At 64.7% G+C, this 15,162-nt stretch carries 13 protein-coding genes; 5 read left to right on the forward strand and 8 right to left on the reverse strand.

Annotated features, from left to right (window positions below; translation table 11 throughout):
* Positions 1 to 419: 419 nt before the first annotated feature.
* Both Q0071_RS07880 and recG read right to left on the reverse strand, forming a co-directional pair.
* A complete protein-coding gene (locus Q0071_RS07880; RefSeq protein ID WP_298167076.1) occupies positions 420 to 872 on the reverse strand; it encodes a DUF3429 family protein in 453 nt (150 codons plus the stop codon).
* A gap of 17 nt (positions 873 to 889) precedes the next feature.
* Positions 890 to 2,959 (reverse strand): ATP-dependent DNA helicase RecG, encoded by a 2,070-nt coding sequence (recG, locus tag Q0071_RS07885; RefSeq protein ID WP_298167078.1) that lies wholly within the window; start codon positions 2,957 to 2,959, stop codon positions 890 to 892.
* Between the two features lie 79 nt (positions 2,960 to 3,038).
* Here recG and Q0071_RS07890 point away from each other — a divergent pair, with 79 nt between their 5' ends.
* Positions 3,039 to 3,320, forward strand: coding sequence for a succinate dehydrogenase assembly factor 2 (locus Q0071_RS07890; RefSeq protein WP_298167080.1), 282 nt, complete (start codon positions 3,039 to 3,041; stop codon positions 3,318 to 3,320).
* Positions 3,321 to 3,328: 8 nt separating this feature from the next.
* Positions 3,329 to 6,829, forward strand: a complete 3,501-nt coding sequence (mfd, locus tag Q0071_RS07895; RefSeq protein ID WP_298167082.1) for a transcription-repair coupling factor — start codon at positions 3,329 to 3,331, stop codon at positions 6,827 to 6,829.
* Positions 6,830 to 7,246: 417 nt separating this feature from the next.
* Here the strand turns inward: mfd and Q0071_RS07900 are convergent, their stop codons facing one another.
* The 3 genes from Q0071_RS07900 to Q0071_RS07910 form a co-directional block, all read right to left on the reverse strand.
* Complete coding sequence (locus Q0071_RS07900) at positions 7,247 to 7,795, reverse strand: hypothetical protein (protein WP_298167084.1); 549 nt, start codon at positions 7,793 to 7,795, stop codon at positions 7,247 to 7,249.
* Positions 7,796 to 7,860: 65 nt separating this feature from the next.
* Positions 7,861 to 8,181 carry a DNA-binding transcriptional regulator gene (locus Q0071_RS07905; protein WP_298167088.1) on the reverse strand — a complete coding sequence of 107 codons (321 nt, stop codon included), beginning with the start codon at positions 8,179 to 8,181 and terminating at the stop codon, positions 7,861 to 7,863.
* Positions 8,181 to 8,570, reverse strand: a complete 390-nt coding sequence (locus Q0071_RS07910; RefSeq protein WP_298167091.1) for a type II toxin-antitoxin system RelE/ParE family toxin — start codon at positions 8,568 to 8,570, stop codon at positions 8,181 to 8,183. Before Q0071_RS07910 ends, Q0071_RS07905 begins: the two co-directional genes overlap by 1 nt.
* 974 nt (positions 8,571 to 9,544) lie before the next feature.
* Here Q0071_RS07910 and Q0071_RS07915 point away from each other — a divergent pair.
* Positions 9,545 to 10,636: an acyltransferase gene (locus Q0071_RS07915; RefSeq protein WP_298167094.1), complete on the forward strand. Its 1,092-nt coding sequence runs from the start codon at positions 9,545 to 9,547 to the stop codon at positions 10,634 to 10,636.
* A 27-nt stretch (positions 10,637 to 10,663) separates the two neighbouring features.
* On the opposite strand, the gene Q0071_RS07920 is transcribed toward Q0071_RS07915, so the two are convergent.
* Positions 10,664 to 11,053: a RidA family protein gene (locus tag Q0071_RS07920; RefSeq protein ID WP_298167096.1), complete on the reverse strand. Its 390-nt coding sequence runs from the start codon at positions 11,051 to 11,053 to the stop codon at positions 10,664 to 10,666.
* A 231-nt stretch (positions 11,054 to 11,284) separates the two neighbouring features.
* On the opposite strand from Q0071_RS07920, the gene Q0071_RS07925 reads away from it, so the two are divergent.
* Positions 11,285 to 12,421, forward strand: coding sequence for a patatin-like phospholipase family protein (locus Q0071_RS07925; RefSeq protein WP_298167097.1), 1,137 nt, complete (start codon positions 11,285 to 11,287; stop codon positions 12,419 to 12,421).
* Positions 12,422 to 12,430: 9 nt separating this feature from the next.
* Here Q0071_RS07925 and Q0071_RS07930 read toward each other — a convergent pair whose 3' ends face one another.
* Positions 12,431 to 12,760 (reverse strand): gamma-glutamylcyclotransferase, encoded by a 330-nt coding sequence (locus Q0071_RS07930; RefSeq protein WP_298167099.1) that lies wholly within the window; start codon positions 12,758 to 12,760, stop codon positions 12,431 to 12,433.
* A 10-nt stretch (positions 12,761 to 12,770) separates the two neighbouring features.
* Positions 12,771 to 14,072, reverse strand: coding sequence for a bifunctional diguanylate cyclase/phosphodiesterase (locus tag Q0071_RS07935; protein ID WP_298167101.1), 1,302 nt, complete (start codon positions 14,070 to 14,072; stop codon positions 12,771 to 12,773).
* Between the two features lie 164 nt (positions 14,073 to 14,236).
* Between Q0071_RS07935 and Q0071_RS07940 the strand changes: the two genes are divergently transcribed.
* The gene (locus Q0071_RS07940; protein ID WP_298167103.1) at positions 14,237 to 15,016 is read left to right on the forward strand and encodes an NAD kinase; all 780 of its coding nucleotides are present in this window, start codon (positions 14,237 to 14,239) and stop codon (positions 15,014 to 15,016) included.
* Positions 15,017 to 15,162: the final 146 nt, after the last annotated feature.

Here is a 15,162-nt window from a genome sequence, read left to right on the forward strand (position 1 = left end):
CCTTGAGGTCGATTTCAGGACCATCCGGCGCGTGGAAAGCGCCTTCGACCCTATCGAAGATGGCTATCTTCACGTCCCTTAGCACGGCTAGGTCTGTGGTGGCGCGTCGGGCTTTTGAACACAAAGCCGATCACAATCCGATCACACTGAACGGCGGATATTGTGATCGGAGCCACATTCGACTATAAGGGTGGAGCCGCGTAAGCTGCCGATTTTGAATGGATTTTGAACCGAAGGTAGGGTCTCTAAACTGGTAGAGCACTGTCTTCGGGAGGCAGGGGCCGGAGGTTCGAATCCTCTTTCCCCGACCACTTCGTTTCCATCGCACGTATCACGGGCCGCAGCAGGCCCTTTCCCTCGTCATTGCGGGTGGATCTGGGCGATCCTGAGTGTGCAAACCCAGCGTCTGTACGCCCCGATCAAAGCCCCGACGCCCGCTCCGCCATCAACCCGATCAGCACGCTGAGCCCGCCCAGCCCGATCGAAAGATTGCGCCGCAGCGCCAGCCAGCCATCGGGCTTGAGGCCAATCGAAAGATCAATCAGCGGTGAAAGCGCGATGCACGCACCCAGCGCGATGAGTTCCGGCCCTGGCCATGTCCACCCCAGCATCCACGGAAACCAGCCCGCCAGCGCAATCAGCGACGGCATGACCCCGGCGAGGAATATCCAGCGCGGGCTTTCCGGCTTGGCAATCCCGATGCCCCACCAGACGCCGCCCAGAAAGCTGAAGATCAGCGCCGCATAGGCATAGGCCAGCGCCAGCCCCGTCCAGGCCCAGGGCCCGCCCTTGAACACCGCCAGCAGCGCCGCGACCTGTGGCAGAAGCCCCGCATAGCCCAGCGCCCGGGCCGCCTCAGAAACACGCTTCAAACTATGTCCTTCCAGAACTAACCGCCCCGCAGCAGCTGCACGCCCCAGTCCCGCTCGAACAGGTAGAGCAGGGCCCGCGCCGCCTGGCCCCTCGGGGACGCCAGCCCGCCATCGCGCTCCATCAGCAGCCGCGCGTCGTCATGCGCCATGGGCAGCAGCCGGGCAATCTGTTCGAAGTCGGCTACCCGAAAGGGCGTATCGCCCGATTGCCGCGTGCCGAGCAGTTCGCCGCCGCCGCGCAGCCGCAAGTCCTCCTCCGCAAGGCGGAACCCGTCCTGCGTCTCGCGCATCAGGGCAAGCCGCTCGCGCCCGACTTCCGAAAGCGCTTCGCCGCGCAGCAGCAGGCAGGTCGATTTCGCCGATCCACGCCCCACGCGGCCGCGCAACTGGTGCAATTGCGCAAGGCCAAAGCGCTCCGCCTGCTCGATCACCATCAGGCTCGCCGCCGGCACATCGACACCGACTTCGATCACCGTCGTCGCCACCAGCAGTTTCGCTTCGCCGCGCACAAAGCGCTCCATCGCCGCGTCCTTCACCTCAGGCCGCAGCTGGCCGTGCACCAGCACGACCTGATCGCCAAAGCGCAACTGCATCTCGGCAAAGCGCGCTTCCGCCGCCGCCAGATCCGCCGTCTCGTTCTCGCGCACCATCGGGCAGACCCAATAGGCCTGCGCGCCCGTCGCCAGATGCCGCGCCAGCCCCTCGACCACCTCCGGCATCCGCTCCACCGCCACAACGCGCGTATCGATCGGCTGCCGACCCGGCGGCATCTCGTCGAGCTTGGAAACCTCCATCTCGCCATATTGCGCCAGGGTCAGCGTGCGCGGGATCGGCGTTGCAGTCATGGCAAGGCAATGCGGTGTCGCCTTGCCCTTCTGCGTCAGCATCAGCCGCTGGCCCACGCCGAAGCGGTGCTGCTCGTCGATCACCACCAGCGCGAGATTGCGGTAGGTCACGCTCTCCTGAAAGATCGCATGCGTGCCGACGCAGATATCGATGCTGCCATCCAGCAAGCCCATCAGGATCGCCTCACGCGCCTTGGTGCCGCCACGCTGCGTGGTCTTGCCTGTCAGCAGCGCGATCTGCACCCCCGTCCCCGCCGCCATGCGCTGCAAGGTCTCGGCATGCTGGCGCGCGAGGATCTCGGTCGGCGCGAGCAGCGCGGCTTGCGCCCCCGCTTCCACCGCAATCAGCATCGCGTGCAGCGCAACCGCCGTCTTGCCCGAACCCACATCGCCCTGCAGCAACCGCAGCATCGGCGCGTCCTGCGCCAGATCGCTCTCGATCTCCGCCACCGAGCGCGCCTGCGCCCCTGTCAGCGCAAACGGCAGCCGCAGCTTGTCCCGCAGGCGCCCATCGCCCCGCAGCGGCACCGTCCGCCGCGTGCGGTTGCTCGCCTTGACCAGCATCAGCGCGAGGCTGTTCGCCAGCAATTCATCATAGGCAAGCCGATCGCGCGCGACCGCATCCGCACCCTTGTGCGCGCGTGCCAGCGCGTCGCGCCACGCCGGCCAGCCAGACTGCGCCAGCAGCCCAGGCTCGATCCACTCCGGCAGCTCGGGCACCATGCCCATCGCCTGCCCCACCAGCGCGCCGATGCGCGCCTGCGTCAGCCCCTCGGTCAGCGGATAGACCGCCTCGTTGAGCGTCCCCGCCAGCGCGCTGCTGTCCTCGGCAATATGCTCGGGATGGACGATCTGCCAGCTCTGCCCATACTGGTCGAGCCGCCCGGCCACCCAGCGCTTCTCGCCCACCGGCAGCTGCTTCTTGGCGGTGTAGCTCGCCCGTCCGAACCACACGAGCGCGACATAATTGCCCAGCGCATCCTCGGCCATGATCCGATAGGGCCCGCGCCCCGTGCTGGAGCGGTGTTCGCGCGCGGTCAGCGCAATGACGATCTGTTCGCCAATCGCGGCCTCATCCAGATTGCCCACCGCGCGCCGCGCCACAAACCTATCCGGCAGATGATAAACGAGATCACGCACCCGCGTCAGGCCCAGCTTGCCCAGCGGCCGCGCCAACCCTGGCCCCACGCCCTTGAGGCCCTCGGTCTCGGCAAACAACGGATTGAGCAGATCGGGACGCATATCCTACCTGCTTAGGCCATCCTCGCCCCGGGGTGCAACGCGCTTGCCCCACCTACCACACAAGGCGTATCGGCCCCGCATGAACGACAACGACTCCCCTCTGGATCACCGCCTCGCCCGGATGAAATTCCGCGCCTGGCACCGCGGCACGCGCGAGGCGGACTACATGTTCGGCTGCTTCTTCGATGCGCGCCACGTGCAGTGGGATGAAGCCGCGCTCGACTGGTTCGAACGCCTGCTCGAAGAAGACGACGTCGATGTCATGGCCTGGGCGCTCGGCACCCAGCCTGTCCCACCCGCGTTTGAAGGCCCTGAAATGGACGCCATGCGCCGCCTCGATTACGTCAATATCCCGCGCTGAAGCCCCGCGTGCCCGATCCGTCCCGCATCCTTTCCGCAACCATTCCGCTCACGCTGTCGTCGATAGCGCGCGGGGCGCAACCGCTTGTGCTCGCCGATCTCGCCCGCGCAGCCGCCACCGGTAAAACGCCCAGGCGCACGATCTTCATCGCGGCAGACGATGCCGCCATGCGCGCCGTTACCCAGAGCGCTGCGTTCTTCGCGCCCGAGCTCGACGTCGCCGAATACCCCGCGTGGGACTGCCTGCCGTTCGACCGTGCATCCCCTGCCATGTCGGTCAGCGCCCGCCGCCTCGCTGCGCTCCACGCGCTGCAGCAGCCGCTGGAAGGCCCGCAGCTCTTCGTCACCACCATCAACGCGCTGCTCCAGCGCACGCTCACCCCGTTCCGCGTGCGCGAATCCGTCCGCGCGCTCCGGGTCGGTCAGGAAATCGCGCGCGACGCCCTCATCGCCCTCGTTCAGCGCCAGGGCTACAGCCGCGTCGATACCGTCGTGGATTCCGGCGAATACGCCGTGCGCGGCTCGGTCTTCGACCTCTACCCCAGCGGCCTCGGCCACGGACTGCGCCTCGATTTCTTCGGCGACGAGATCGAGACAATGCGCCTGTTCGATCCCGCCACCCAGCGCTCGGTCCAGCCCGTCCAGTCGCACTTGCTGCTTCCCGCCAGCGAAGCCCTGCTCGACGAGGACTCGATCCGCCGCTTCCGCACCCGCTACCGCGAGCAGTTCGGCGCCAATGCCACCAGCGATCCGCTCTATCAGGCGGTGACGGACGGCCGCCGCCTCGCCGGCATGGAGCACTGGCTCCCCCTCCTCGAAGACCGCCTCGTCACGCTCTTCGATCACCTTGCCGACGGCGATGTCGTCATCCTCGATGCCGCTGCCGCCAAGGCCGCCGAGGAGCGCCTCGCCGATATCGCCGACTACCGGCAGGCCCGCGCCGAAAGCAGCCAGCGCGCCGGCACCACCACCTACCGCCCGCTCGCCGAGACCGCGCTCTACCTCAGCCGCGACGAGTTCGACCGCGCTCTGATGGGCTGGCCCGTCCACCGCATGAGCCAGTTCGCAGAGCCCGAGAGCGCCCGCGTCCTCGATTTCGGCTTCGGCCCCCCGCGCGATTTCGCGCCGGAGCGCGCATCCGGCGCCAATATCTACGAAGCTGCCGCAAAGCACCTCGCCGCCCTCGCCACCCGCGGCCACAAGGCGATCATCGCGGCCTACTCCGCTGGTTCCCGCTCGCGCCTCGCCTCGCTCCTGCGCGATGCCGGTAAAGCCCCGCCTATCCTCGCCGAAACCTGGCAGGAAGCCCTCGGCGCCGCAGCCACCGGCAAGCCCGCCACCGTCGTCCTCCCGCTCGAACAAGGCTTCTCCAGCGGCGATGTCGAAGTCCTCACCGAACAGGACATCCTCGGCGACCGCCTCGTCCGCCCCAAGCGCAAGCGCAAGGATGCCGATGCCTTCCTCGCCGAACTCGCCGCCCTCGGCACCGGCGATCTCGTCGTCCACATGGAGCACGGCATCGGCCGCTACATCGGCCTCGTGCCGGTGGCGGTGGGTGACAGCCCGCACGATTGCGTCCAGCTCGAATACCACGGCGGCGACAAGCTCTACATCCCCGTCGAAAACCTCGACGTCCTCTCCCGCTACGGCCACGATAGCGAGGGCATCCAGCTCGACAAGCTCGGCGGCGAGGCATGGCAGCGCCGCAAGGCCAAGATGCGCGAGCGCATCCTCGAAATTGCCGGCCAGCTGATGAAGACCGCCGCGCTCCGGGCCCTGCGCGAAGCCGATACCCTCGCCCCCGATCCCGCCAGCTACGGCCCCTTCGTCGATCGCTTCCCCTGGGCCGAGACCGACGATCAGGAACGCGCCATCGAGGATGTCCTCGGCGATCTCGCCAGCGGCAAACCGATGGACCGCCTCGTCTGTGGCGATGTCGGCTTCGGCAAGACCGAAGTCGCCCTGCGCGCCGCCTTCGTCGCCGCCATGGCCGGCAAGCAGGTCGCCGTCATTGCGCCGACCACCTTGCTCGCCCGCCAGCACTACACCGCCTTTGTCGAGCGTTTCTCCGGCTTCCCGCTCGAAGTCGGCCGCCTCTCGCGCCTCGTGCCCGCCAAGGAAGCCGCCGCCACGAAGGAGGGCCTCGCCGCCGGCACCGTCGATGTCGTCATCGGCACCCACGCGCTCCTCTCCAAGGGCCTGGACTTCAAGCGCCTCGGCCTCGTCATCGTCGATGAGGAGCAGCGCTTCGGTGTCGTCCACAAGGAGCGCCTCAAGGAATTGAAGGCCGACGTCCACGTCCTCACCCTCACCGCCACCCCCATCCCCCGCACCTTGCAGATGGCGATGTCCGGCCTGCGCGAACTCTCCACCATCCAGACCCCGCCGGTCGACCGCCTCGCCGTGCGCACCTACGTCATGCCGTGGGATGACGTCACCATGCGCGAGGCCCTGATGCGCGAGCACCAGCGCGGCGGGCAGAGCTTCATCGTCGTCCCCCGCATTGCCGACATGCCCGATCTCGAGGAATGGCTGCGCCTCAATGTGCCCGAGATCCGCTACGTCTCCGCGCACGGCCAGATGAGCCCCACCGAGGTCGAAGACCGCATGGGCGCCTTCTACGAGAAGCGCTACGAAGTGCTCCTCTCGACCACCATCGTCGAGAGCGGCCTCGATATCCCCAGCGCCAACACCATCGTGCTCCACCGCGCAGACCGCTTCGGCCTCGCCCAGCTCTACCAGCTGCGCGGCCGCGTCGGGCGCGGCAAGCTGCGCGCCTATGCCTACCTGACCTACCCGGAGAATCAGGCCCTCACCGAAATCGCCGAAAAGCGCCTCAAAGTGCTGAGCGATCTCGACAGCCTCGGCGCAGGCTTCCAGCTCGCCAGCCACGACTTGGATATCCGCGGCGCAGGCAACTTGCTGGGCGACGAACAGTCCGGCCACGTCCGCGAAGTCGGCTTCGAGCTTTACCAATCGATGCTGGAGGACGCGATCCTCGCCGCCAAGGCCGGCGAACTCGGCCTCGCCAAGGCGCGCGAAACGCTCAGCCCGCAGATCACCGTCGATGCCCCGATCATGATCCCGGAGGACTACGTGCCGGACCTCGCCGTCCGCATGGCGCTCTACCGCCGCATGAACGACGCCGAAGGCGCAGACGCGGTGGAAGCCCTCGCCGCCGAAATGATCGACCGCTTCGGCGCCCTCCCCGGCCCGACGCAGAACCTGCTGAAGCTCATCGAAATCAAACGCCAAGCCATCGCCGCCCACATCGCCAAGATCGACGTCGGCGCAAAGGGCACACTGGTCAGCTTCCACAACGACAGCTTCCCCGAACCAGCGGGCCTCTTCGCCTATATCGACCGGCTCAAGGGCACCGCCAAACTGCGCCCAGACAACAAACTGGTCATCAACCGCGCATGGGGGACGCCGGAGGCGCGGCTCAATGGGCTGGTGCAGCTGACGAAGGGCCTCAGCGCCATCGCGCGCCGAGGCGAAAAGCGGGCGTGACCTTCAAAGCCCTCTCCCCTTCAGGGCAGAGGGTTGGGAGAGGGGGCCGTCAAACCAAGCCCGGACTTCAAAGGCAAAAGAGCCTCCGGCGGGCAAGGGCCACAGCCCTTGCATCCCGGAAATTCCTCGACGAACCTGCCCCACACTTTCGTCATTCCCGCGAAGGCGGGAATCCAGAGCAACCCACAAACCACCGCTCCCGGGACCTCGGGATTGCTGCAACTGTCAGCATAACCCCGATCCACCCTAAGGAATGGGGACTAAGTAAAGTGTCACTGTAATCCAGCGTAATCCTGGGAACGGGGCCGATCACGCTGACGGGGGTGGGGGAGATTGGGTGATGGGATTGGGGATTTAGTGAACTGTCACCGGAACGCCCACCGTAACGCCGCGCGTAACCCTACGTAACCCTCCGGCCTAGAACATGCACGTCAATCGTGGGCCCTCAACGAGATCGTGGGGACGTTCGTCTGTGGTTTTTTCCTTGACACTTACTGAACAGAAATTCGTACTCGACAGTAGAGCCTCTTGGGAAATGATGTAAAAAGCTCCCGGCTTTGGGGCAAAGCTAAAAACCCGAGTGCAAGAATTCCATTGGTCACGAAAGGAAATTCCATAACCATTACCAACACCTGAGCTACTATGTTTTAAAATTGTTGCGATAAAAACCATAGTCTTTCCAGCTTCAACTGTAATAATTTTTTCCGTTGTATTCCCTCCTATGCCCGCATTATACTTTATCAATTTTTTTGAATTTCTACAAGAAGGGCCATCCATTATTCCATAATACTGCGCATCGGCATCGCCATACATGGAAAGGTGCAGATTTCCTTTAGGAAATAAAACGGTAGTGGTTTGTGAGGTACCCGCAGGTATCTGGTATTTTTTTCCGCTCAAATTTTCGTCTGACGAAGCTGTGAGAGCAACCAAGGTCAGACCTAGAAAAATAAACTTCTTCATTGCCATTTCTCCAAGATCAATATTGTTGTCTGGGATTACGGTGACAGTTTACTAAATCCACAAACTCACCCTCAAACCAAAATCTGCAAACCATGCTTCTGCACAACGGCCAGCAGCTTGCACGCCATCCCGCTCGGCCGCTTCGCCCCGGTTTCCCACTTCTCCACCGTGGACTCGCTGGTATTCAGATAGCGCGCGAACACCGGCTGGCTCACATTGTTGGCTTCGCGCAGCTGGCGCACCGCTTCGGGCGTGAATGCCGGCGTCGCTGAAAGGCACGTCTCGTCGAAATCGCGCATCGTCGCCTTGTCGATCGCACCCACCTTGCGCAGCGCCTTGGCCGAGGCGTGGATCGCGGCAAAGGCGTCGCTCTTGTACTTCGCGGTGCTCATCATGCGGTCTCCTGTGCTGCCGCGCCGCGGCAAATCTCGATCCAATCCTCATCCACCAGCAGCGCGCCCACTTGCTCCGCGGTCACTCCGGCATACGCCTTGGCGAGCATCCGGAAACCCCTGAGTTCGGCCTCGTCGATATTGGCCCGGTCCTTCTTGGCAAACAAATACTCGTAAACCCAGAAATCCCCGGCTCTCGCCAAAACAATCGAGCGATAGGCATTCGCATGCAGCCGCTTCTTGTATACGCCGCCGCCCAGATCATCGGCTTGACCCGAGATGACCTGCGCAATGGCCTTGCACAGCGCCTCGTCCGAAATCCGCGCTTTGCGAGCCACCTTGGCAAATCCGGCTGCCTTGAAAGCCCGGGCAGGAGCGATGCTAGTCATGCAGTTATGTAGCACCTAGTGCTATGAAAAACAAGGACCCTGACCTCCAACCGCGCCATTTTCCTACATCACCCCAACCTGTCATAACCCCCGCGCGGCCCATCGGGATACAGTAACAGGTGCAACAACCCATAAATTTCCGCAATTTACGCTGCCTTTTTCGAAGCGGATCGAGGGCGTGGAAATGACGTTGGAGACAGGTTCGGAATTTAGCAGCATCGACGGAACCATCGAAATTTGAGGCGCATCCCAATCACCCAAGGGTCACCAACCCCAACTGCACCCTCCCCCCTTGACAAAACGAACCAAATAGGCTAAATGCCCCCGCAGATCGGGAGCAGGCTTGGCCGGCCTTGCCTTCGCTCTTTCGGGTCTTGCCCCCAAGGCACGGCCCACGCGACCGGTGCGGGCTGCGGGTTCAAGGTGGGGCGGTCTCCCCAAGACCTCGATCAGGCAAACTACCGCGCCAGCACAGGATCATGGCTCCCGCCCCGCTATCAGCCGGGCGCGAGCAAAGACCGGTATGCCAGCGAGCCGCTACCCCGGTCCCGGGCCATGATCGCCACAAGGCTGCGCCGGATGGCCTCTGCCCGTCCGGCCACTCGCCCCCATGCAGAACACGACGCCCTCCCCGCAGCGCCAGTGCAGGCGCCGCACCGGTCGCGCGATCACCCCCTCTGCCCAACAGCCGCAGCCCCGCGCCGCCAAATCCAACAGCCCCAGAACCTGCCCCAACGGGGGGATGGCGGTGAAAGTTTCACAAAATCCCCAAATCCCTCAAGCCAAAACCTTGAGCCCATGCCTCCCCCAGCCCGCACAGCGCAGAACAGCGCTGCTGCGCTTTCACGATGGCCGGGAAGTTGGCTATATCGGTCAGCTAGATCGGGAGTTACGGTGATACCCGGCCAGAGCCCACATGGGGCCGGAGTGGCTTGGCGTGATTGCGCCGCGCGCAGAGAAGAGGGTTTAGCGGGATGCAGGGGCCGGCGCAGTACCTTGCGGATCAGGATCACGGGGACGCTTCCCAAGCAGCGCCGCGCCTCCTCTATCTCGACGGCTGGCGCGGCCTGGCGATTCTCTCCGTTCTGGTCGGCCACTTCCTTGCGGTTTACCTACCGCCGTTGTTCGTCCTCGGCGGATACGGGGTAACCCTGTTCTTCGTGCTGAGCGGCCGGCTCATGGCCGATATCCTGTTTGTCCAGCGCCAGCCTCTGCCGCTGTTCCTGCAGCGCAGAGCTGCCAGAATCCTCCCCACACTGATTGTCTTCGTTAATGTGATGGCCGTCTATTCGGTGATCTGGTTCACCTGGCGCGGCTTTGTCGTGATGCGTCCGTGGGAGTATCTGGCTGCGCTGACCTTCACGATCAATTATGCGCAGGCCCTCGGGGGCGGACTGGAGTCCCGCTATCTCGCGCATCTCTGGTCGCTGTGCGTGGAGGAACATTGCTATATCATTCTGGCGGTGATCGCCTTCTTCGGCTCACGCAACCGCGCCGCCGCCAAATGGCTGCTCACGGCCCTTGCCTGCGCTTCGCTGGCCCGGGCCATTCCGCTATGGTTGAACAATCCGGACGGTGTTCATGTGATCTACTGGCGAACCGAAGTCAGCGCGGCCCCGCTCATGCTTTCCGCCGCCCTTCGCCTCTGGATACAGGAGAAAAGCCCCGATGATCCGCGCATCGCTCGTCTTCTTGGCGCGGCGTCTCCATGGGTTCTGGGCTGCAGCCTTGCGCTGTTCTTTGCGAGCCCCAACATCCTGCGCTACACCCTTGGTCCCGCGCTTCTGGCGCTTGCGGTAAACGGCGTGGACACGGCACCCGCCGGCTTCAAAAAGTGCCTTGCCCACCCGGTCTTGCAAAGCTTCGGGATCCTGTCCTACTCGCTTTACCTCTGGCAGCAGCCGATCATGCGCTACGGGTGGCGCATTCCGTCGATTGTGCTTCTCCTCGCGGCGATCGGGATGGGCGTGATCTCGTATCTGGCCATTGAACGGCCCGCCCGCCGGTTCCTCAATCGCAAAGCGCTCGAACGTCGGTCGCAACGAACCTCCCCCGAAGAAGGATGAACGGGACGGTAACGCGTCCAGAACCCCTCAACCCGTCACCACCGCAATCACATCAATCTCCACCATCAGCTCCGGCAGCGCCAACCCCTTCACCTCCACAATCGTATCCGCCGGCCAAGGCGGCGTGAAATACTTGCGCCGTGCTTCCACGATGGCCGGGAAGTTACCCATGTCGGTCAGATAGATCGTCACTTTCACGATCCGGCTGCGCTCGCTCCCGCCCGCTGCCAGCACGGCGTGGATATTGGCGAAAGTCTGCGCCAGCTGCGCCTCGAAATCACCCACGCCGACAATCGCACCCTCCGGGCTGATCGCCGCCTGCCCTGAAAGGAACAGCAAGTTCCCCACCTGCCACCCCGGCGAGATCGCATAGGGCGCCAGTGGATCGGGCTCCATGCTGATCACTTTGACGGTCATGCGTAGTCACTCCCTCGTGCTCTTGCTCGATGAGAGGCAGATTTCCGGAGCTGACGCAATCCGATTGCGTGCACCGTTTCCACCGCCTTGTGCTAAGCGCCCGTTTGTTCCCGGCTTTCGCGCGCAGCCAGGAACCTCGCCTCGCCGCCGCCACCAAGGCGCGCAGCAGGCCGCGGGACACTTTCCCGCCATGTTCGCGAACAAGGGGTAACGGGTTTGGGGAACAACACGATGGCCGCGCCAAAGGCTGCGCTGCTGGGCATCAGTCTTGCGCTGGCGGGCTGCGCCACGATCAGCCGCGAGCCGTTCAACGAACGCCAGCAGGCAGAGGCAACAATCCCCGGCATGCCAGGTGCCCGCTTCTGGGGCGATGAACCCGGCACCGCGCGGTTGATGGCGCCTGCCTATAGCGACGCAAACGGCGAACGCTCGATGCTGGCGCTCTCGGGCGGATCGGACAACGGAGCCTATGGCGCGGGGCTGCTCGGCGGGTGGACCCAATCCGGCACGCGGCCCGAATTTGCCGTCGTCACCGGTGTCAGCACCGGCGCGCTGATCGCGCCGTTCGCCTTCCTCGGCCCTGATCAGGATGCCACGCTGGAGAAGCTATTCACCACCATCTCGGCGAAAAATATCTACAAGAACCACTTCCCCTTGGCGATCCCGTTCTCCCCCAGCATCGCCAGCACCAAGCCGCTCGCGCGGATGATCGGCGAAGTGATGACCGATGCCCTGATCGACCGCATCGCGGCCGAGCACGCGCGCGGGCGGCGGCTGTTCGTCGGCACCGCCAATCTCGATGCGCAGCGCATGGTGATCTGGAACATGGGCGCGATTGCCGCGAGCAAGGCGCCGGGGCGCTACGGCCTGTTCCGGCAGGTGCTGCTCGCCTCCTCGGCGATCCCCGCCTTCTTCGCGCCGGTGATGATCAAGGCGGAGGTGAACGGGCGCGAAATCAGCGAAATGCATGTCGATGGCGGCACCACCGCGCAGATCCTCACCTTGCCTGATCAGGCGATCGTCGCGGGGAAACTGCCCACGGCACTCAATCGTCTGCACATCTACATGATCGTGAACAACAAGCTGAACGGCGAATTCCACCTCGTGAAGCCGCGCACCGTGCCAATTGCCAGCCAGGCTATCACGCTCAACATGCGCCGCTCGATGGCGAGCACGGTGAACCTCAGCTACCTCTACGCCAAGGGGCACGGCGTCGATTTCAACCTCAGCTTCATCGACAAGGACTACCCCCGCTCCGAAAAGGGCCTGTTCGACACGCAAGTCATGCGCACCCTCTTCGCCTATGGCCGCAAGCTGGGCGAAACGGGCACCTTCTGGGCCAAGCGCCCGCCCGATCAGGACGAGTAGCGGGTCGGGTCAGGCGGCCAGATAGATCCACGCTGGCACGCGGCCCGCATCCGTTTCCACGATCACCTCACCGCGCCGATACTCCGCCCCCTCGAACGCATCGAGCCGCGCCCAGTGCGCCGGGAGATCAGCCGAGGTGAACAAGTGGACCGCGATAGCCTCACCCGCCGGATCGAGCACCAGCGCCGGATAACCGAGCGCCGCGCCCCAGCCCGTCTCGATCAGGCGGCCCCGGATCGTGCCGGTGGTCCATTGGCCTTCCAGCTCCGCCAATTGATGGTGGTTCACCCGCCCGGGCGCGAGCGTGCCATAAGTCGCGAGGCGGAAGTCAATGGTCACGCCAATGATTTTAATTCAACGCCATCATTGCGGCAAATTCCTCGGCAGAGATTGGACCCGACCGCAGGAAGCCCTGAAACAGGTCGCAGCCCTCGTCCTGCAGGATCGCGAGCTGCCCCGCCGTCTCCACCCCTTCGGCAATCACCTTGAGGCCCAGCGCGCGCGACATCGCCACCATGGCCGCAAGGATTGCCCGGTCGCGCGGGTCTTGCTCGATATCCACCACCAGAGAGCGGTCGAGCTTGAGGGCATCGAGCGGGAGTGCCTTCAGCGCGCGGAAATTGGAGAAACCCGTCCCGAAATCATCCAGCGCAACGCTCACCCCCAGCGCGGCGAGCTCGCGCAGCGCAGCAGCGCAGGCTTCGAAGTCGGTGATCAGCGTCTGCTCGGTGATCTCGATCGTCAGGCGTTCGGCCGGAAACGCGCTGGCCTCCAGCGCCGCCTTGAGGCTCGCCGCAAAGTCGCCCACGGCAAAGTCTTCCGCCGTGACGTTGAGCGAGAGCCGGAGCGGGGTTGGCCCGGTTTCTGGCCAGGCCGCCGCCATGGCCAATGCGCGCTTGCCGATATGGCGCGAAAGCTGCGCCACGTGATCGCCCCGGTCCGCCACGGCGAACAGCGTTTCGGCGCAGATGCGGCCAAAGCCGGGATGCTCCCACCGCGCCAGCGCTTCCGCCCCCGCCAGCGCGCCGGTGGCCACGCTGAACTGCGGCTGGAACAGCACCGCAATCTCGTCACGGTGGAGCGCGCCAAGGAGATCGCCCTCGAGGCTCGCCGCGCTGCGCCCGCGCGCCGGATGGCTGCCGTCTGCCCACAGCACGCGCCGTCCGCTGCGGCGCTGGAGATCGCCCGAGACCTGATCGAGCCGGTCCAGCAGCGCAGCGCCCGCCTCACCCGGCCGGCCGCGCAGCAGCGCCATGCGGGGGGCAAGGCTCAGCCGCTCGCCATCTACCACCAGCGGCCGCGCAATGGCGCGCCCCAGCGCTTCGGCCAGCCACTGCCAGCGCTCCCGGCTCAGCGCCGCTCGGGAAGCGACGAGGAACGCTCCGCCTGCGGCGCGCGCCACCATGGCCTGAGAGCCGAGTTCGTCCGCGACGAAATCCCTCAGCCGCCGCGCGACCTCGACCAGCACGCGGTCGCCGCCAGCCATGCCATAGGCGAGGTTAACCGCCGGCATGCGCTGCAAGCTTACCATCATCGCCTGAACGAAGCCGGTGTCCCCCGCGCCATCGAGCCAAAGTGCCGCAGTTTCGAGGCCGGGAAGGCCGGTCAGGACATCGCGATCATCGCCGGGGAGAAGCATGGTTCCGTTCATCGTCGCCGTCTTAGGCGATTGGTACGGCGAAATCATCCTTGCTGTGCCATTTGGCATTGCACCGATTTGGGTCGCTCCATATCAGTTGCGCCGTCGATTGAGATTGCCGCGCTGTGCGGGGCGGATGAAGAATGATGCGTCGTACCTGAGGAGCGCCTTGATCAATGCCCGATAGCCCCCGGCTGGCTCTTCTCGCCTCCCCCACCGACCGCGCGCAGGAGGCCGAGGCGGCCCTGGTCGCGTCACACCACTGGGTGCCGCTTGAAGAGGCCGATATTGCCGTCGTGCTCGGCGGTGACGGCTTTATGCTGCAGACCTTGCATCACATGCTGGATACGGGCCGCGTGATCCCCGCCTATGGGCTCAATCTCGGCACTGTCGGCTTCCTGATGAACCGCCACAAGGCTTCCCGCCCCATCGCCGAGCGCGTGGCCAAGGCGCGCGGAGTCGCGGTTGCGCCGCTGTGGATGGAGGCGGTCACGCAGACAGGGGAAACCTATTCTTCCTGGGCGATCAATGAAGTCTCGCTCCTGCGCGAAACGCGCCAGACGGCGAAGCTCGAAGTTTCGGTCAACGGCAAAGTGCGGATGCCCGAACTTTCGTGCGACGGCGTGCTGGTGGCAACGCCGGCGGGCTCCACGGCCTACAACCTTTCGGCCAATGGACCGATCCTGCCGCTCGGCAGCGCGATGCTGGCGCTCACCCCGATCAGCCCGTTCCGCCCCCGCCGCTGGCGCGGAGCGATCCTGCCGGAAAGCTGCCAGATCCTGTTCCGCTCGCTCGAGGCGGCAAAGCGGCCGGTCTCCGTTGTGGCAGACCAGAAGGAAGTGCGCGACATCAGCGAAGTGCGCGTGAGCGCTGCGCGAGAACACCGGCTCACGCTCTTGTTCGACAAGGGCAGGAGCCTGGACGAGCGGATTTTCGCCGAACAGTTTCTGGTCTGAATTTCCACGGCGATTTTTGGACAATCTGGCGCTTGCCAAACCCGAAACGCCTGCTATTAGCGCGCACCTGCCCCGGGCATCCGGGTCTGGTCCCTGATAGCTCAGCGGTAGAGCTCTCGACTGTTAATCGAGTGGTCGTAGGTTCG

It is taken from the genome of Novosphingobium sp. (assembly GCF_027486195.1).
Taxonomy (GTDB): Bacteria; Pseudomonadota; Alphaproteobacteria; order Sphingomonadales; family Sphingomonadaceae; genus Novosphingobium.